The sequence below is a fragment of the Nonomuraea sp. LPB2021202275-12-8 genome, from assembly GCF_037044575.1.
Classification (GTDB): Bacteria; Actinomycetota; Actinomycetes; order Streptosporangiales; family Streptosporangiaceae; genus Nonomuraea.
This window is the reverse complement of record NZ_JBAHWD010000005.1, coordinates 359,016-373,760: the sequence shown is the minus strand read 5'-3', so window position 1 is coordinate 373,760 and position 14,745 is coordinate 359,016. Positions and strand designations below refer to the sequence as shown.

Sequence of the window (14,745 nt, the reverse complement as noted above, 5' to 3'; positions counted from 1 at the left end):
GCGTGGCGACGCGCCTATCCCAGGACGGGATAGTTGGCGCGGATCGTGTGGCGCGGGTCGCGGGCTCGCTTGATCTCGCGCAGCCGGCCGAGCGTCTCCTCGGGGAAGGCCGCGGCGGCACTCTCGCCACGCGACAGGAAGGTGTACAGCTTGCGTCCGCTGACGTGCTCGCCGACCTGCTCGGCGAGCCTGCTCTGCTTCTCCGTCACGGCCCGCGCGAGCTCGGGGCCGAGCGCGAGCCCGACCATGGAGAGCTGGTACGGCTCGCTCACGGCGCCGATCGCGCTGGAGGCGGGCTCGGCCAGCGCGCCGCCCAGGTGCCGGAGCTGGACGTTGACCAGCGGGTCGATCGGCTCCGACAGCAGGATCTCCACCACCGCGTCGTCCAGACCGGTCAGCAGCTCCGCACGTGACAGCCCGGGCCCCGGATCGGTGGGTTCGTCGGCGATGGAGCCCAGGTCGGCCACCGGGACGACGCCGCGCCTGTCGGCGATCACGCCGTCGATCTTGTCCAGGCGGCTCAGCAGCGCCTGCCCTTCGCCGGCCTCTCCGAGGTAGGCGATGTCCAGGGCGACCATGGGCGGCGCTCCGGGGAACTGCAGCCGGTTGAGCCACAAGGTGAGCTCGGGCGGCGCTTCGGCGGTGAGCTCGCGGAAGGCGTCGAACACCTCGCCGGCCAGGTGGCCGGGCCACACCACCCTCCCGCCGTACACCTCCGGAGCCGGGAAGAGGCCGATCTCCAAGGCCGTGACCAGGGCGAAGTCACCGCCGCCGCCCCGCAACGCCCAGAACAGGTCCGGATCGGACTCCGCCGTCACCCTGAGCTGATCGCCGTCCGCGGTGACGACGTCGAAGGCGCTGACAGCGGCGGCCGCCCAGCCGTGCTTGCGGCCGAACCAGCTCAGGCCGCCGCCCAGGCTGAAGCCCGTCACGCTGACCACGGGGGAACTGCCCGCCGGCCCGGTCAGGCCGTGCGTCGCGGTCGCGGACTGCAGTGACCCCCACTGCACGCCCGCGCCCACCCGAGCCAGCCGCTCCCCGGGGCGGACCGTCACGCTGTCGAGCCGCTTGGTGCGCAGCAGGATCACGCCGTCCACGTCACCGGAGGCGCCGTGCCCGCACGGCTGGGCGGCCACCGCCAGCCCCGCCCGCGCGGCGTGTCCGACCACCGCGGCCACGTCGTCGGCGTCTTGGGCCTCCACCACGGCCGCGACAGGCTGATCGACAGCCAGGTTCCACGGCTTGGCGGCCTGCTCGAAGCCGTCCTCGCCCGGCAGCAGCACGCCGCCCTTGACCGCACGTCGAAGATCATTGTTCGTCACTGTTCGTCCTCGCTTCAGGGGGTTTCGAGTGCCACGGTCACCGGCTCGGCTGCCTGGTGTGGCGGGCGGGGGGCCCGTGCCTGCTTCCATGACCGATCTCCTTCAGGTCGCCCCGATCGGGGGCGTCGCCTACCTGACGGATCGGTTCGCGGGAATGTGACGACCCGCGCGGGTCGTGGCCACGGGCGCAGGTCCGTCTTGGCCCGCGCCCGGGTCGTAGGGGACGGGACTCCCGCACCGCCGCCGTGCCGTCGAATCACGGCGAACTCCTCCTCGGTGCCGCAACGCAGCAGCGCGTACGCGAAGGCGACGTCGGCTCCGGCGGTGACGTCCAGGGACTCGATCTCGAACGAGGCGCCCTGCGAACTCATCGCGGGGCGGCGTCAGCCAGCTTCACCACGGCGCCGACCACCTCAGGGCCCGTAAGGAAGACCTGGTCGTTGTGGCCCGCTCCGGCCACCTCGACCAGGGTGGCCGAATCTCCGGCCGCTTCGGCGACCGACCTGCTGAGCCGCGGCGGCACGATCGTGTCGCGCGTCCCGTAAAGGATCACGGTGGGCGCCCGGACCCCCGAGATGAGCTCGGCGACCGGGAAGCGGTCGCGCAGCAGCAGCTGGACCGGCAGGAAGGGGTAGTTGACCTGGCCGGCCGCCGCCAGGTCGGTGAAGGGGGAGCGGAGCACCAGACCGGCCGGCGGGCTCTCCGCGGCGAGCCGGGTCGCCACCGCCGCGCCCAGGCTCTCGCCGAAGTAGACGACCTTCGTCTCCCCGAGGAACCGGCGGGCCGCGCGCGCGTCGAGCATGAGCCCCTCCTCGCTCGGGCTGCCGGCGTTGCCCCCGTAGCCGCGGTAGTCCATCAGCAGGACCGGCAGGCCGCGGGCGGCCAGGGCGCGCGCCAGCGGCGCGCGGTGCAGCCGGTTGCCCGCGTTGCCGCCGGTGACCAGGACGGTCACGTCACGATCGCCGGGGACGAACCAGGCAGAGAGCCGGAGCCCGTCATCGGTGGTGAAGGTGACGTCCCTTGCGCCGGGGATCACCGTGGCGGCGGGCGGCACCGGCTGCGAGTCAGGCAGGTAGATCAGCTGACGCTGGAACGCCCACAGCAGGCCGATCAGCACCAGCAGCACCGCCACGACCACGAGAAAGGCACGCATCGTCGCTGGTCACTCCTTCACGGTCGATAGGGCGCGTACAGACCCCAGTGAAGCCCATCAACCGGCTCCATCGCATCGCGCCTCCGCCGGGGGCCGGGGCGCCACCGCAGCGTGAGAGCGGCAACGTCAGGGGTAAGAGTTTCCGGGTAGGCGGAGGAGCACTACAGGGAGGCGCGCCGCATGCTGAATGACGGCGAGCGCATGCTGGGCGGGCTGCTGCGGTCCAGCCACACCGCCACCCTGGAGGACGTCGTCCCGCTGGTGGCCGAGCATGCCGCGTTCGTCGGCTTCTCCAACACCCAGATCTACGTGGTCGACCTGCGGGATCAGCACCTCGTCCCGTTGCCCGGCCAGGCCGACGTGGAGGGAGAGCCGCTCACGCGCCTGCGGATCGACAGCACCATCGCCGGCCGGGCCTATCGCGACGTCGAGATCGTCAAGGTCCGCCCCGAGGAGGCCGGCGAGCGGGTGTCCGGGCCGGACGCGGTGCGGCTGTGGGTGCCCCTCCTCGACGGCACCGAGCGGGTCGGAGTGCTGGGGGCGATCACCCAACGCGTCGACGAGACCGTCGAATGGCGGATGAAGCAGCTCGGCACGGTGATCTCCCTGATGGTGGTCAGCAAGCGCCACTCCAGCGACACCTACCAGAAGCTGGTGCGGTCCGAGCCGATGACCCTGTCGGCCGAGGTGCTGTGGAACCTGATGCCGAACGGCAGCTTCGCCAACGACAAGGTGGTCCTCAGCGGCGCGGTCGAACCGGCCTACCAGGTGGGCGGCGACGCGTTCGACTACGGCATCACCGGTGACATGCTGCACCTGTCGATCTTCGACGCGATGGGCCACGACCTGTCCGCCGGACTGACCGCGAGCATCGCCGTGGGCGCCTGCCGCAACAACCGGCTCCAGGGCGCGGACCTGCTCAAGACCAGCGAGGCGATCGACGAGGCGATCGCCGAGCAGTTCGCGCAGACCCGGTTCGCCACCGGCATCCTGGCCAATCTCGACATGAGCACCGGCGAGCTCACCTGGGTCAACCGCGGGCACCACCCGCCGCTGGTCATCCGGCAGGGCCGCCTGGCCGCCACCCTGGAGAGCGAGCTGCCGCAACCCCCGATGGGGTTCAGGATGGGGCTGGAAACGGGCCTGCTGCATTACCGGCTCGAGCGCGGCGACCGGCTGCTGTTCTACACCGACGGCATCATCGAGGCCAAGAGCCCGGACGGGGAGCAGTTCGGGCTGGACCGGTTCCTCGACTTCATCGTGCGCCGCGAGGCGGACGGGGTGTCAGCGCCCGAGACCCTGCGGCGGCTGATCCACTCGATCATGAAGCACCAGCACGGCAGACTCCAGGACGACGCGACGGTGCTGACGGTGGAGTGGCGGGCCGGCGGGCACGTCGACCTCACGATGTGACACCAGCCCTCGGCCGACATGAAGGAGCACGTGGCCTCGCATTCCCCGATCACGGCCGCCACCTCGGCTCACCTCGACTCCGCCGCCGGCATGACGGTGAGCCGGCCTGGCGGGTGCGCCGGTTCCCCCCACGCCGTGATCAGGCCGACTTCTCGCGTGGTCCCGCCTCGGGACGGCCTCGCGGCACCAGGGTCGGGTTGACGTGGTCGAGCACGGTGTCCCGAGTGATCACCACACGGCCCACGTCTTCTCGGCTCGGCACCTCGTACATCACGTTGAGCAGCACCTCTTCGAGGATGGCGCGCGCGGCGCGGGCTCCGGTGCGGCGCAGCAGCGCCTGCTCGGCGATCGCGCCGATGGCGTCCTCGGTGAATTCGAGCTCGACGCCGTCGAGCTCGAACAGCCTCTGATACTGCTTGAGCAGCGCGTTGCGCGGCTCGGTGAGGATCCTCGTCAGTGCCGTACGGTCCGGTTGGCGCAGGGTGGTCACCACCGGGAGCCGGCCGACGAGCTCCGGGATCAGGCCGAACTTCAGTAGGTCGGCCGGCATGACCTCGGCGAGCGGGTCGCGTCCGTCCGGGAGGGTGGCGCCGAACCCGGCGCTCTTGTGGCTGGTCCGCCGCTCGACGATCTGCTCCAGGCCGGCGAACGCGCCGCCGACGATGAACAGCACGTTCGTCGTGTCGATCCGGACGGTCTCCTGCTGTGGATGCCTGCGACCGCCCTGCTGGGGCACGTTCACGACCGCGCCTTCGATGATCTTCAAGAGTGCCTGCTGGACGCCCTCGCCGGAGACGTCGCGGGTGATGGACGGGTTCTCGCCCCGGCGGGCGATCTTGTCGATCTCGTCGAGGTAGACGATGCCGCTCTCGGCCCGTTCGACATCGTGTTCCGCGGCCTGGATCAGCCTGACCAGGATGTTCTCCGCGTCCTCGCCGACGTAGCCGGCCTCGGTGAGCGCGGTGGCGTCGGCGATCGCGAACGGCACGTCGAGCATCCGGGCGAGCGTCTGAGCGAGGTAGGTCTTGCCGGAGCCGGTCGGGCCGATCATCAGGATGTTCGACTTGCCGAGCTCGACCGGGTCACCGGTCTGTGCCCGGACGCGTTTGTAGTGGTTGTAGACGGCGACGGCCAGCGCTCTCTTGGTCGCCTGCTGCCCGATGACGTAGTGGTCCAGGAAGTCGTGGATCTCGCGCGGCTTCGGCGGTGCGGGCGGCTCGCTCGTGGCGTCATCGAGTAGTTCCTCCTCGATGAGCTCGTTGCAGAGCCCGACGCATTCGTCGCAGATGCAGATCTGGCCGGGCCCCGCGATGAGCTTTCTGACCTGGTCCTGCCTCTTGCCGCAGAAGGTGCACTTGAGCAGGTCGCCGTTGCGTGCCACGGGCGAGCGTCTCCTAGGTATAGGCGTCAGAGGGTCACGGGCAGCGCTGCCACGCGCCAGGTCCCGGGGTCGGGCAGTCGGGCCGGCGGCGCGGCGACGCCAAGGCCGGGGAAGCGGTGCAGAAGTGCGCCGAGGGCGACCTCGGTCTCCAGCCGCGCCAGCGAGGCACCGATGCAGAAGTGCGGGCCGTGGGCGTACCCGAGGTGTGCGCACGTTCCGGGGTCGCGGCGCAGGTCGAGCCGGTCGGGATCGGTGTAGGCGCGCGGGTCGCGGTTGGCGGCGCCGATGGCGGCCGTGACGGGCACGCCCTTGGGCACCGGCACCCCGCCGATCGTGACGTCTTCGGTCAGGAAGCGGGGAATGGCCAGCAGTTGCGGCCCGCACCAGCGGGTCAGCTCCTCGACGGCTCGCGGCATGAGATCGGCGTCCGCGCGCAGCGCGGCGAGCTCGGCGGGGTGCGCGAGCAGCTCCTGGACCGCGTTGGCGATGAGGTTCGTGGGCGTCTGCCCGGCCAGGACGAGCTGCCAGACGAGAGTGACGAGCTCCGCGTCGCCGAGCCGGTCGCCGTCGTCGGCCTGGACCCGGATCAGGTCGGAGATGAGGTCCGGCCCCGGCTCGGCCCGCCGCCGGGCGACGGCCGCCTTGGCGCCCTCCATGATGCCGGGGATCGCCTCGGCCAGCTTCTGGCCGTGTCCCGAGGCCACGGCCGCTCCGTAGCCTCGCCATGTGGCGCGGTCGGACTCGGGGATGCCGACCATCTCGCAGATCACGTCCATCGGCAGCGGCCGGGCGAAGTGCTCCAGCAGGTCCACCGGTCCATCACCTTGCAGGCCGTCGAGCAGGCTGTCGACGATCCGCTGGATCCGCGGCCGGAACCGCGCGACGTGACGCGGCGTGAACGCGGGCGACACCAGCCTGCGCAGCCGGAGGTGCTCCTGGCCCTCCATCTCCTGCATGGTGCGCATGTAGACGAGGTACGCCTCGGGCACCGGCAGGCGCATGTAGCTGTCGGCGCTGAGTTCGAAGCGCGGATCGCCCAGCATCGCCCGAGCCTCGGCGTAGCGCGTCACGGCCCACATCGGGCCGAACCCCGGAGCGATCAGCCGCGCCACCGGCGACTCCTCCCGCGCGCGGCCATAGGCGGCGAGCGGGTCTGCCAGCACGGCAGGGTCGCTGAGGTCGATCTCCGGCACGCCGGACATGGCAGCCTCCCATTCAGATGTTCGGGACATTCGGATGTTGAAGGTATCCCTTCTGGGAAGGTACGGCAACGCCGAAGCATGAGGACGACGGGCCGCGCCGCGATCAGGGGGTACGAGCGACGGCGCGACGCCCGTGACCGCCGGCAGGATCAGCCAGAGGGCCCAGATCCGCCAGGACACCGATGCCCGTGATCGCGCCGGCGGAGAAGCCCTCGGTCCGAGCCCGGACACGGCGAGCTTCTCCCTCGGCGAGGAACACCCCGATCCCGCCGGGCGGGCGCCGCATCCCGGCCGTTCTCATCGACGACGGCTGGGACAGGGCGTCGCGACCGCTCCCGGACAGTGGAAGCCTTCCGCGGCGGGTCTCCGGCTAGGGCGTGATGCCGTTCAGGATGGGGACCAGCTGCTCCTCCTCGTAGTCGAGGTGGGCCTCGACCTCGGTGGTGAGCCGTTCCACCTCGGCGAGCACCGTCACCCGGTCCGCCGACTCGGCCGAGAGGAGCTGCTGGAGCTCGTCGAGGAGCCGCTTGACCGTCTTGTGCTCCGCGCGCAGCCTCGCCAGGGCCGGGCCGAGCTCGGCGTGCTGCCCGTCGAGGTGGGGGAACATGTGCGCGTCCTCGATCAGGTGGTGGTGCTCCAGCCCCTGGCAGAGGGTGAGGCAGTTGATGCGCAACTGCGTGCCCAGGCCGGGCCCGGACTCGGCCACCTCCTTGCGGATCAGGGCCAGCTCCCGGCGGAACGCGTCGTGGATCAGCTTGAGACCGTCCCCGGCCCGGGAGGCGTTCGGGGCGCCGGGACCGGTGGGGGTCAGCCCGATGACCGGGATGGTCCGGCCCGCTTTGGCCTGGTATTCGGCCCAGCCGGGATCGGTCTCGACGGCGCGGGCGAAGATCTGGTCGCGTTCGTCGCCGTCGAGTATCTCCGCGTCGGCCTCGTACGTGAACACCCCGTCCTCCACGGTGACCCGCGGGTTGGCGCGCACGTTGTGGTACCAGGCCGGGTTGGCGGGCGCGCCGCCCGCCGAGGCGATGACGAGCACCCGGCCCGAGCCGCCGTCGGGAAGGTAGCCGAGCGGGGTGGTGTGGCGAGCGCCGGTCCTGGCTCCCGTGGTGGTCAGCAGGAGCAGTCTGGCTCCTTCGAAGGGCGGGCCGACCTGGCCCTGGTTGGCGCGGAACTGGTCGATGATCTGCTGGTTGAAGTCGTTGGGCATGCTCTGCTTTCTCCTGGCGTGGGTACGAAGCCGCAGGGATATGCGGCGAAATGTCGGTACATCGCACGCCGACGCCCGGCCGTTGGGCAGGCAAGCCTCGATAGGCACGGGGAATCGGGGAAAAGCTCCGAAGCGAGGCGGCGGTCAACACCACCGAGCGCGGGGACGGCGCGCGGGCGCGATCAGATCAGGCGCTGCCTGTGAACTGTGAAGTCACGGTATCGTCCCTTTGCTGCGCGGCCTCCATGCCGCCACCGTCCTCCGGATGGCGTCACGCGACCTGCCGATCATTACACGACCTCCCAGCAGGACCTGTCAAACCAGGAAACGCTGCCACTATCGCGGACAAACCATCGCTATAGTGGACACATGGATAGCGATGGGGTTCTCTCCACCGGCCTGTCGATGGCCGAGCTGGGCGCGCGCATCCGGTCGGAGCGCCGCTCCCGGGGATTCCCCATCGAGCGGCTGGCCGAGCTGAGCGGCATCAGCCGCAGCATGGTCTCCGAGGTCGAGCGGGGCGCCAAGACACCGAGCGTGCTGGTGCTCGACCGGCTGGCGACCGCACTCGGCACCTCGATCGGGCGGCTGCTGGACGAGCCCGCCCGCGAGGTGCCCCAGGTGCTGCGCCACGCCGCCCAGCGCGTGGTCCGCGACCCGTCGGGATGGGAGCGGCGGGTGCTGTCACCCGTGCTGCCGAACGTCGAGTTCGAGTTCATGCGGACCACCCTCGGCCCGGGCGTCGACGCCGGGGAGTTCGCCGCGCACGCCCCCGGATCGCGCGAGTACGTGGCCGTCGAGTCGGGCCGGCTCCGGCTCACGATCGCCGACCGGCCGCAGATCCTTCACCCCGGCGACTCCGCCTACTACCCGGGCGACCGCCGCCACGCCTTCGCCGACGACGCCGGCACCGGCTGCGTGTTCTACCTGGCCATGGAGCTGGGCGGGCCCGCGGTCACGCACCACGACCTGGGAAGGGAAACGCTCGATGGATGAGCTGCGCCTGGCCGCCGGCAAGGCTGCCGACCTCATGGCCGACCACCTCGCGGGCATCGGCGAGGAGCCGGTCTGGCGGCCGGTGCCCGAGGCGGACCGCCTCTGGCTGACCGGCCAGGACCTGCCCGACGCCGGCCGAGGTCTGGAGGAGCTGCTCCAGGACGTGCGGAGCCGGGTGCTGCGCTACCCGATGGGCAACGGGCACCCCCGCTTCTTCGGCTGGGTCAACTCCCCGCCGAACCCGGCGGGCGTACTCATCGAGCCGCTGGCCGCCGCCCTGAACCCGAGCTGCGCGGGCGGGGAGCACGCCGGTCCCCTCCTGGAGCGGACGGTCGTGCGCTGGCTGGCGGACCTGGTGGGCTTCCCGCACCGGCCCGGCGGCGGACTGCTGACCAGCGGCGCCTCCATGGCCACCATCATCTGCCTGGCCACCGCCCGCCAGCAGGCGGCGCTGCGGGACGGCTGGGACGCCCGCGAGGAAGGGCTCGCCGGGCACGCCCCGCTGGTCCTGTACGTCTCGGCGGAGGGGCACAGCTGCCTGCGCAAGGCCGCCGAGCTGCTCGGCCTCGGCGCGCGCGGGGTGCGTACGGTCCCGGTCGACGGCTCCTACCGGATGGACGTGGCGGTGCTGCGCACGATGATCGCCGAGGACGTGGCCGCCGGGCTGCGGCCGTTCTGCGTCGCGGCCAGCGCGGGCACCGTCAACAGCGGCGCCGTCGACCCGCTCGACGAGATCGCCGACGTGGCGGAACAGCACGGGCTGTGGTTCCACATCGACGGCGCCTACGGCGCGCTGGGCGTGCTGGCAGACGGCGCCGCCCCGACCTTCGCCGGCATGGCGCGGGCCGACTCGCTGGCGCTGGACCCGCACAAGTGGCTCGGCGTCCCGGTGGGCTGCGGCTGCGCCCTGCTGCGCGACCCGTCCCAGGCCCGCGCCGCCTTCAGCCTGGTGCCGTCCTATCTGATCGACGACAACGCCGACGAGCTCGGCTGGTTCTCCGAGTACGGCCCCGAGCAGACCCGTCCCTTCCGGGCGCTGAAGACCTGGGCGACCATGTCGCACCTCGGCCGCGAGGGCATCGTCCGGCTCGTGGACCGCACCACCCGGCTGGCCCGCGCCCTGGGCGCGATGGTCGAGGAGTCCGCGGACTTCGAGCTCATGGCCCCGGTCACCACCTCCATCACCGCCTTCCGCCACCGCCCGGCGGCGGCGCGAGACCTGGACGCGCTCAACCGCGCCCTCCCTGCCGCGGTCCAGCGGCGCGGCAACGTCTTCCTCACCGGCACCCGGCTGGGCGGCGAGGACGCCCTGCGCGCCTGCGTGCTCAGTCCCGACACCACCGAGGACGACCTGGCCCTGCTGCTCCACGAGATCCGGACGGCCGCCAAGGAGCTCGTACGCTGACATTTGCGCCCCGCCGACCGGCTCGGATAGTGTGCGCGACGCCAGCAGTCGCACGATCAGGGAGGTGAGACCCATTACCGCTAGACCAGGTCGGGTGCTCTCACCTCACGGCCGCGCGGATCACCTGGCATAGGTGACCGGGAGAGCGCCCACATCATCCCGAAAGGCGCTCATGTCCCTCCCTTCCCCCGCCATCGTCACCAAGCTCCGCGCCGCGGGGTGCGTCTTCGCCGAGGACGAGGCCCGACTGCTCACCGCCGCGGCGCAGACCCCGGCGGACCTCATCGACATGGTGGACCGGCGAGCCGCCGGTCTGCCGCTCGAACACGTCCTCGGCTGGGCCGAGTTCTGCGGCCTGCGCATCGTCGTGGACCCCGGCGTCTTCGTGCCCCGCCCGCGCACCGAGTTCCTCCTGCGCCAAGCGTCCGCCATGGCCGCCGGTTCCGGGCCGGGGACCGTCGCGGTCGACCTGTGCTGCGGCACGGGCGCCCTCGGCGCCGCGCTGGTCGCGGCCCTGGAACGGGTCGAGCTGCACGCCTCCGACATCGACCCGGCCGCGGTGGCCTGCGCCCGCCGCAATCTCGCCGCCACCGGCGGCCACGTGTACGAGGGCGACCTGTACGAGCCTCTGCCCCCTGCTCTGCGCGGCCGGATCGACCTCCTGCTCGCGAACGTGCCGTACGTGCCCACCGACGAGATCGGCATGCTGCCGGCGGAGGCCCGCCTGCACGAGGCGCGGGTGGCGCTCGACGGCGGCGCCGACGGCCTCGACGTCCTTCGCCGGGTGACCGCCGCGGCGGGGGAGTGGCTCGCCCCTGGCGGCCACCTGCTGTTCGAGACCAGCGAACGTCAGGTGCCCCAGGCGGTCGAGACCGTGACCCGCGACGGCCTGACCCCGCGTGTGGCCCGCTCCGACGAGTGGGACGCCACCGTCGTCATCGGCACCAGGCCCGCCGCCTGACCCACGAGCCGGTCACGCGGTGGTGACGCTCGCCGCTGTAGTGCCACCCGATCCCGCACGTGCCCCCGGCCGGCAGCGCCACGAGCACGCCCAGCACGATCAGGATGACCCGGCGACGCTTCCTCGTGTTCTCCGTCCCGGACCGTCCTGCTGCCTCCCATGGCAGCCATCATGCCGGTCGCGGCGCCGGCGGAGATTCCGGGACGGATCTCGCGGACACCTGTGCCAGGCGCCGGGTGAGGAAGCTGCGCTCGGAGGCGGTGCCGGCGGCGTCGAGGGCCTCGCGGTAGGCCTCGGCCGCCTCGTCCGCGCGGCCGAGGCGGCGCAGCAGGTCGGCCCGGGTGGCCGGCAGCAGGTGATAGCCGGCCAGCTCGCCGGACTCCCGCAGCCGATCCACCAGCACCAGCCCGGCGGCGGGCCCCTCGGCCATGCCCACGGCGACGGCCTGGTTGAGCCGCACTACAGGGGAGGGCACGAGCCGGGCCAGCGTGCCGTAGAGGGCGGCGATCTGCGGCCAGTCGGTGCCGGCGGCCTCGGCCGCGATGCAGTGGCAGGCGGCTATGGCGGCCTGGACCTGGTAGGGGCCCGGCCGCCCCGCGCGCAGCGCGGTCTCCAGCAGGCGCACTCCCTCGTCGATCGCGCCGGTGTCCCAGCGGGTGCGGTCCTGCTCCGCCAGCGGCACCAGCTCGCCGGTGGCGTCGATCCTGGTGGCGCGGCGGGCGTCGTGCAGGAGCATCAGCGCGAGCAGCCCCTCCGCCTCGGGCTCGCCGGGCATCAGGTGGACGAGCAGGCGGGCCAGGCGGATGGCCTCGGCGGCCAGCCCCTGGCGGACCAGGGCGTCGCCCGCGCTGGCGGAATAGCCCTCGTTGAACAGCAGGTAGAGGACGCCGAGCACCGAGGCGGTCCGCTCCGGCAGCAGGTGGGCGGGCGGCACTCGGTAGGGGATGCCGGCTTTGCGGATCTTGCGTTTGGCCCGCACCAGCCGCTGCGACATGGTCTCCTCCGACACCAGGAAGGCGCGCGCGATCTCGGCGGTCGTCAGCCCGGCGAGCGTGCGCAGGGTGAGCGCCACCCGCAGCTCGAACGCCAGGGCAGGATGGCAGCAGGTGAACATCAGCCGCAGCCGGTCGTCCACCACCCCGCTGACCGCCGCCGCCTCGTCGGGCTCGGGCGGAGCCGACAGCAGGGCTGCCTCCCGCAGCTTGGCCGCGCCGACCGCCTCCCGGCGCAACCGGTCGGTGGCTCGGTTGCGGGCGGTCGTGGTCAGCCAGGCGCCGGGCCTGCCGGGAACGCCGTCGCGCGGCCAGCGTCGCAGCGCCTGGGCGAAGGCGTCCTGGGCACACTCCTCGGCGAGATCCCAGTCGCCGGTGACGCGGATGAGCGTCGCGACGACCTGCCCCCACTCCTGACGGAACGCCTGGGTGACGGCCGCCTCGACGCCTTCGTGGTCCACGCAGCCGACCCTAGCGCCGGGCACCGACAGTCCATCAGTACCGGGTTTGACTTATATAAGCTGCGCCTGAAATACTCGGGACGTGCACGCATTCGACGTCCTAGGAGACCCGATCCGGCGCCGGATCCTGGAGCTGCTCGCCGACGGCGAGCTGAGCTCCGGCGAGGTCACCACCGTCATCCAGCGCGAGTACGGCATCTCCCAGCCCGCGGTCTCGCAGCACCTGCGGGTGCTGCGAGACAACGGCTTCGCCAGCGTCCGAGCCCAGGGCACCCGGCGGCTCTACGCCGTGGACCCGGGGCCGCTGCGCGAGGTCGACCAGTGGCTGGAGCGCTTCCGCGGTTTCTGGAACCAGCGCCTCGACGCGCTGGCGACGGAGCTGACCCGTGGCAGGCGCGAGCGCCGCACCGCAGAGCCGCCACCGAAGGACATCTAGTGGACATCATCAACGAGATCACCCGGTCCCACCGCGAGCTCCACGAGAGCGGCGAGACGAAGACCCTCGTGCTGACCCGGCGCTACGACGCCGGCACCGAGGACGTCTGGGACGCCTGCACCAACGCCGAGCGGATCAGCCGCTGGATGCTGCCGATCACCGGCGACCTCCGCCTCGGCGGCAACTACCAGCTCAAGGACAACGCCGGCGGCGAAATCCTGCACTGCGAGCGGCCCAGCCTGCTCAAGGTGACCTGGGCCTACGGTCCCGGCCCCGCCTCGGAGGTCGAGGTGCGCCTGACCGCCGAGGACGGCGGCACCCTGTTCGAGCTGCGGCACACCGCGGTGCCGCCGCCCGACATGTGGTCGCAGTTCGGCCCCGGTGCGGTCGGCATCGGCTGGGACCTGGCACTGCTCGGTCTGAGCATGCATCTGACCGGGGGCATGATCCCGGATCACGACCGGATGCACGAGACCGAGGAGGGCCGGCAGTTCATCACCGAAAGCAGTCAGGCCTGGGGCGAGGCGTTCCTGGCGGCGGGCGCGACCGCCGAGCACGCCGCCGCGGCCACCAAGGCGACGACCGCCTTCTACGCCCCCACCCCGGAGTGACCGAATGTCGCAGAAGATCACCACATTCCTGATGTTCGAGGGCTGTGCCGAGGAGGCGATGAACTTCTACCTGTCCCTGTTCGACGACTCCGAGGTGCTCGCCATCACCCGCTACGGCCCCGGCGAGGCCGGCGTCGAAGGCAGCGTGATGCACGCCACCTTCAGGCTGGCCGACCAGGAGTACATGACCATCGACAGCGCGGTGTCGCACCAGTTCACGTTCACCCCCTCGATCTCGCTCTACGTCCAGTGCGAGACCGACGCCGAGATCGAGCGCCTCTACCCGGCGCTGGCGGAGAAGGGCGCGACGTTGATGCCACTCGACTCCTACGGGTTCAGCACCAGGTTCGGCTGGGTGTCGGACCGGTACGGCGTGTCCTGGCAGCTCAACCTCGCCTGATCGGAGTCGATCAGGCCAGGCCCTGCCCGCCGTCCACGGTGAGCACCGTGCCGGAGACGTAGTTGTTGGCCATGAGGAAGATCGGAGCCGCGGCCGCTTCCTCGGGCGTACCCAGGCGGCCGGACAGCATTGTCCGGCCCGCTTCGGCGACGGCCTCGTCCGTGGCCAGCCCCAGGGCTCCGCGTGACAGCGGGGTGTCGACGACGCCGTACCTGACCGCGTTGACGCGCAGCCGACGCGGAGCCAGCTCCACCGCCAGCGCGCGGGTGAGGGCCTCGACAGCTCCGATCCCGGCGATGGCGGCCGCCGCGCCGGCGATCGGGCGGGTCACGTACAGCCCTGAGGTGAACGTGATGGAGCCGCCGGCGGGCAGCCGGGTCGCCGCCGCGCGGGCGACGCCGTAGGCGCCCCAGATCCGGTCGTCGACCATGGCCTGCACCCCGGCCCGCGGCGTGTCGACGAGCAGCCCGCCGCGGATCCCGCCGGCCGTCACCAGCACGTGGTCGACGGGGCCTGCCTGGTCGAAGACCTGCTCCAGGGCTTCCTCGGCGCCGGCGTCGGCGGCGATCCCCAGCACCGAGTCGCCCCCGACGGCGGCCACGGCGCGGTCCAGCCGGTCCTGGTCGCGAGCCACCAGGACGACGCGCGCGCCCAGGGAGCGCAGCAACGTCCCGGCCGCCAGCCCGATCCCCGAGCTTCCGCCGATGACGACGGCGGTACGTCCTGACAACGCGAACGGCAGGGGCGAGCTCACCGGCATGGGCGCGACAACGGCTACGGACATGTTCTCTCCCAAAAAATA

14 protein-coding genes are annotated in these 14,745 nt (G+C 72.0%); 7 read left to right on the top strand and 7 right to left on the bottom strand.

Annotation, left to right across the window (positions count from 1 at the left end):
• Positions 1-14: 14 nt before the first annotated feature.
• Together V5E28_RS12740 and V5E28_RS12735 are read right to left on the bottom strand one after the other, a co-directional pair.
• Positions 15-1,322, bottom strand: coding sequence for an FAD-binding oxidoreductase (locus tag V5E28_RS12740; RefSeq protein ID WP_336207024.1), 1,308 nt, complete (start codon positions 1,320-1,322; stop codon positions 15-17).
• Between the two features lie 367 nt (positions 1,323-1,689).
• Positions 1,690-2,475 (bottom strand): alpha/beta hydrolase, encoded by a 786-nt coding sequence (locus V5E28_RS12735; RefSeq protein WP_336207023.1) that lies wholly within the window; start codon positions 2,473-2,475, stop codon positions 1,690-1,692.
• 180 nt (positions 2,476-2,655) lie between these two features.
• Between V5E28_RS12735 and V5E28_RS12730 the strand changes: the two genes are divergently transcribed.
• Complete coding sequence (locus tag V5E28_RS12730) at positions 2,656-3,888, top strand: PP2C family protein-serine/threonine phosphatase (RefSeq protein WP_336207022.1); 1,233 nt, start codon at positions 2,656-2,658, stop codon at positions 3,886-3,888.
• Positions 3,889-4,027: 139 nt separating this feature from the next.
• Here the strand turns inward: V5E28_RS12730 and clpX are convergent, their stop codons facing one another.
• From clpX to V5E28_RS12715, 3 genes are all read right to left on the bottom strand, one after another.
• Complete coding sequence (clpX, locus tag V5E28_RS12725) at positions 4,028-5,269, bottom strand: ATP-dependent Clp protease ATP-binding subunit ClpX (RefSeq protein WP_336207020.1); 1,242 nt, start codon at positions 5,267-5,269, stop codon at positions 4,028-4,030.
• 26 nt (positions 5,270-5,295) lie between these two features.
• Positions 5,296-6,471 (bottom strand): cytochrome P450 family protein, encoded by a 1,176-nt coding sequence (locus tag V5E28_RS12720; RefSeq protein WP_336207019.1) that lies wholly within the window; start codon positions 6,469-6,471, stop codon positions 5,296-5,298.
• 370 nt (positions 6,472-6,841) lie between these two features.
• Complete coding sequence (locus tag V5E28_RS12715) at positions 6,842-7,681, bottom strand: nitroreductase/quinone reductase family protein (RefSeq protein ID WP_336207018.1); 840 nt, start codon at positions 7,679-7,681, stop codon at positions 6,842-6,844.
• Positions 7,682-8,050: 369 nt separating this feature from the next.
• Between V5E28_RS12715 and V5E28_RS12710 the strand changes: the two genes are divergently transcribed.
• From V5E28_RS12710 to V5E28_RS12700, 3 genes are all read left to right on the top strand, one after another.
• Positions 8,051-8,677 (top strand): helix-turn-helix domain-containing protein, encoded by a 627-nt coding sequence (locus V5E28_RS12710; RefSeq protein ID WP_336207017.1) that lies wholly within the window; start codon positions 8,051-8,053, stop codon positions 8,675-8,677.
• Entirely contained in the window at positions 8,670-10,082 is a 1,413-nt protein-coding gene (locus V5E28_RS12705) for a pyridoxal phosphate-dependent decarboxylase family protein (RefSeq protein WP_336207016.1), read from the top strand. The genes V5E28_RS12710 and V5E28_RS12705 overlap by 8 nt, the downstream gene beginning before the upstream one ends.
• A 172-nt stretch (positions 10,083-10,254) precedes the next feature.
• Complete coding sequence (locus V5E28_RS12700; protein WP_336207015.1) at positions 10,255-11,043, top strand: putative protein N(5)-glutamine methyltransferase; 789 nt, start codon at positions 10,255-10,257, stop codon at positions 11,041-11,043.
• Between the two features lie 169 nt (positions 11,044-11,212).
• On the opposite strand, the gene V5E28_RS12695 is transcribed toward V5E28_RS12700, so the two are convergent.
• Positions 11,213-12,496: an RNA polymerase sigma factor gene (locus V5E28_RS12695; protein ID WP_336207014.1), complete on the bottom strand. Its 1,284-nt coding sequence runs from the start codon at positions 12,494-12,496 to the stop codon at positions 11,213-11,215.
• Between the two features lie 82 nt (positions 12,497-12,578).
• On the opposite strand from V5E28_RS12695, the gene V5E28_RS12690 reads away from it, so the two are divergent.
• Genes V5E28_RS12690 through V5E28_RS12680 form a run of 3 tightly spaced genes read left to right on the top strand, consistent with a single transcriptional unit; the run spans position 12,579 to position 13,943 of the window.
• A complete protein-coding gene (locus V5E28_RS12690) occupies positions 12,579-12,932 on the top strand; it encodes an ArsR/SmtB family transcription factor (RefSeq protein WP_336207013.1) in 354 nt (117 codons plus the stop codon).
• Positions 12,932-13,543, top strand: coding sequence for an SRPBCC family protein (locus V5E28_RS12685; RefSeq protein WP_336207012.1), 612 nt, complete (start codon positions 12,932-12,934; stop codon positions 13,541-13,543). Before V5E28_RS12690 ends, V5E28_RS12685 begins: the two co-directional genes overlap by 1 nt.
• A 4-nt stretch (positions 13,544-13,547) precedes the next feature.
• On the top strand, positions 13,548-13,943 hold the full coding sequence (locus tag V5E28_RS12680) for a VOC family protein (RefSeq protein ID WP_336207011.1): 396 nt from the start codon (positions 13,548-13,550) through the stop codon (positions 13,941-13,943).
• A 10-nt stretch (positions 13,944-13,953) separates the two neighbouring features.
• Here V5E28_RS12680 and V5E28_RS12675 read toward each other — a convergent pair whose 3' ends face one another.
• Entirely contained in the window at positions 13,954-14,727 is a 774-nt protein-coding gene (locus V5E28_RS12675) for an SDR family oxidoreductase (RefSeq protein WP_336207010.1), read from the bottom strand.
• Positions 14,728-14,745: the final 18 nt, after the last annotated feature.

Excerpts from the sequence above, each read along its gene's own strand:
- V5E28_RS12735 (WP_336207023.1), bottom strand. The coding sequence starts at position 2,475 with ATGCGTGCCTTTCTCGTGGTCGTGGCGGTGCTGCTGGTGCTGATCGGC.
- V5E28_RS12730 (WP_336207022.1), top strand. The coding sequence starts at position 2,656 with ATGCTGAATGACGGCGAGCGCATGCTGGGCGGGCTGCTGCGGTCCAGC.
- V5E28_RS12720 (WP_336207019.1), bottom strand. The coding sequence starts at position 6,471 with ATGTCCGGCGTGCCGGAGATCGACCTCAGCGACCCTGCCGTGCTGGCA.
- V5E28_RS12715 (WP_336207018.1), bottom strand. The coding sequence starts at position 7,681 with ATGCCCAACGACTTCAACCAGCAGATCATCGACCAGTTCCGCGCCAAC.
- V5E28_RS12710 (WP_336207017.1), top strand. The coding sequence starts at position 8,051 with ATGGATAGCGATGGGGTTCTCTCCACCGGCCTGTCGATGGCCGAGCTG.
- V5E28_RS12705 (WP_336207016.1), top strand. The coding sequence starts at position 8,670 with ATGGATGAGCTGCGCCTGGCCGCCGGCAAGGCTGCCGACCTCATGGCC.
- V5E28_RS12700 (WP_336207015.1), top strand. The coding sequence starts at position 10,255 with ATGTCCCTCCCTTCCCCCGCCATCGTCACCAAGCTCCGCGCCGCGGGG.
- V5E28_RS12680 (WP_336207011.1), top strand. The coding sequence starts at position 13,548 with ATGTCGCAGAAGATCACCACATTCCTGATGTTCGAGGGCTGTGCCGAG.
- V5E28_RS12675 (WP_336207010.1), bottom strand. The coding sequence starts at position 14,727 with ATGTCCGTAGCCGTTGTCGCGCCCATGCCGGTGAGCTCGCCCCTGCCG.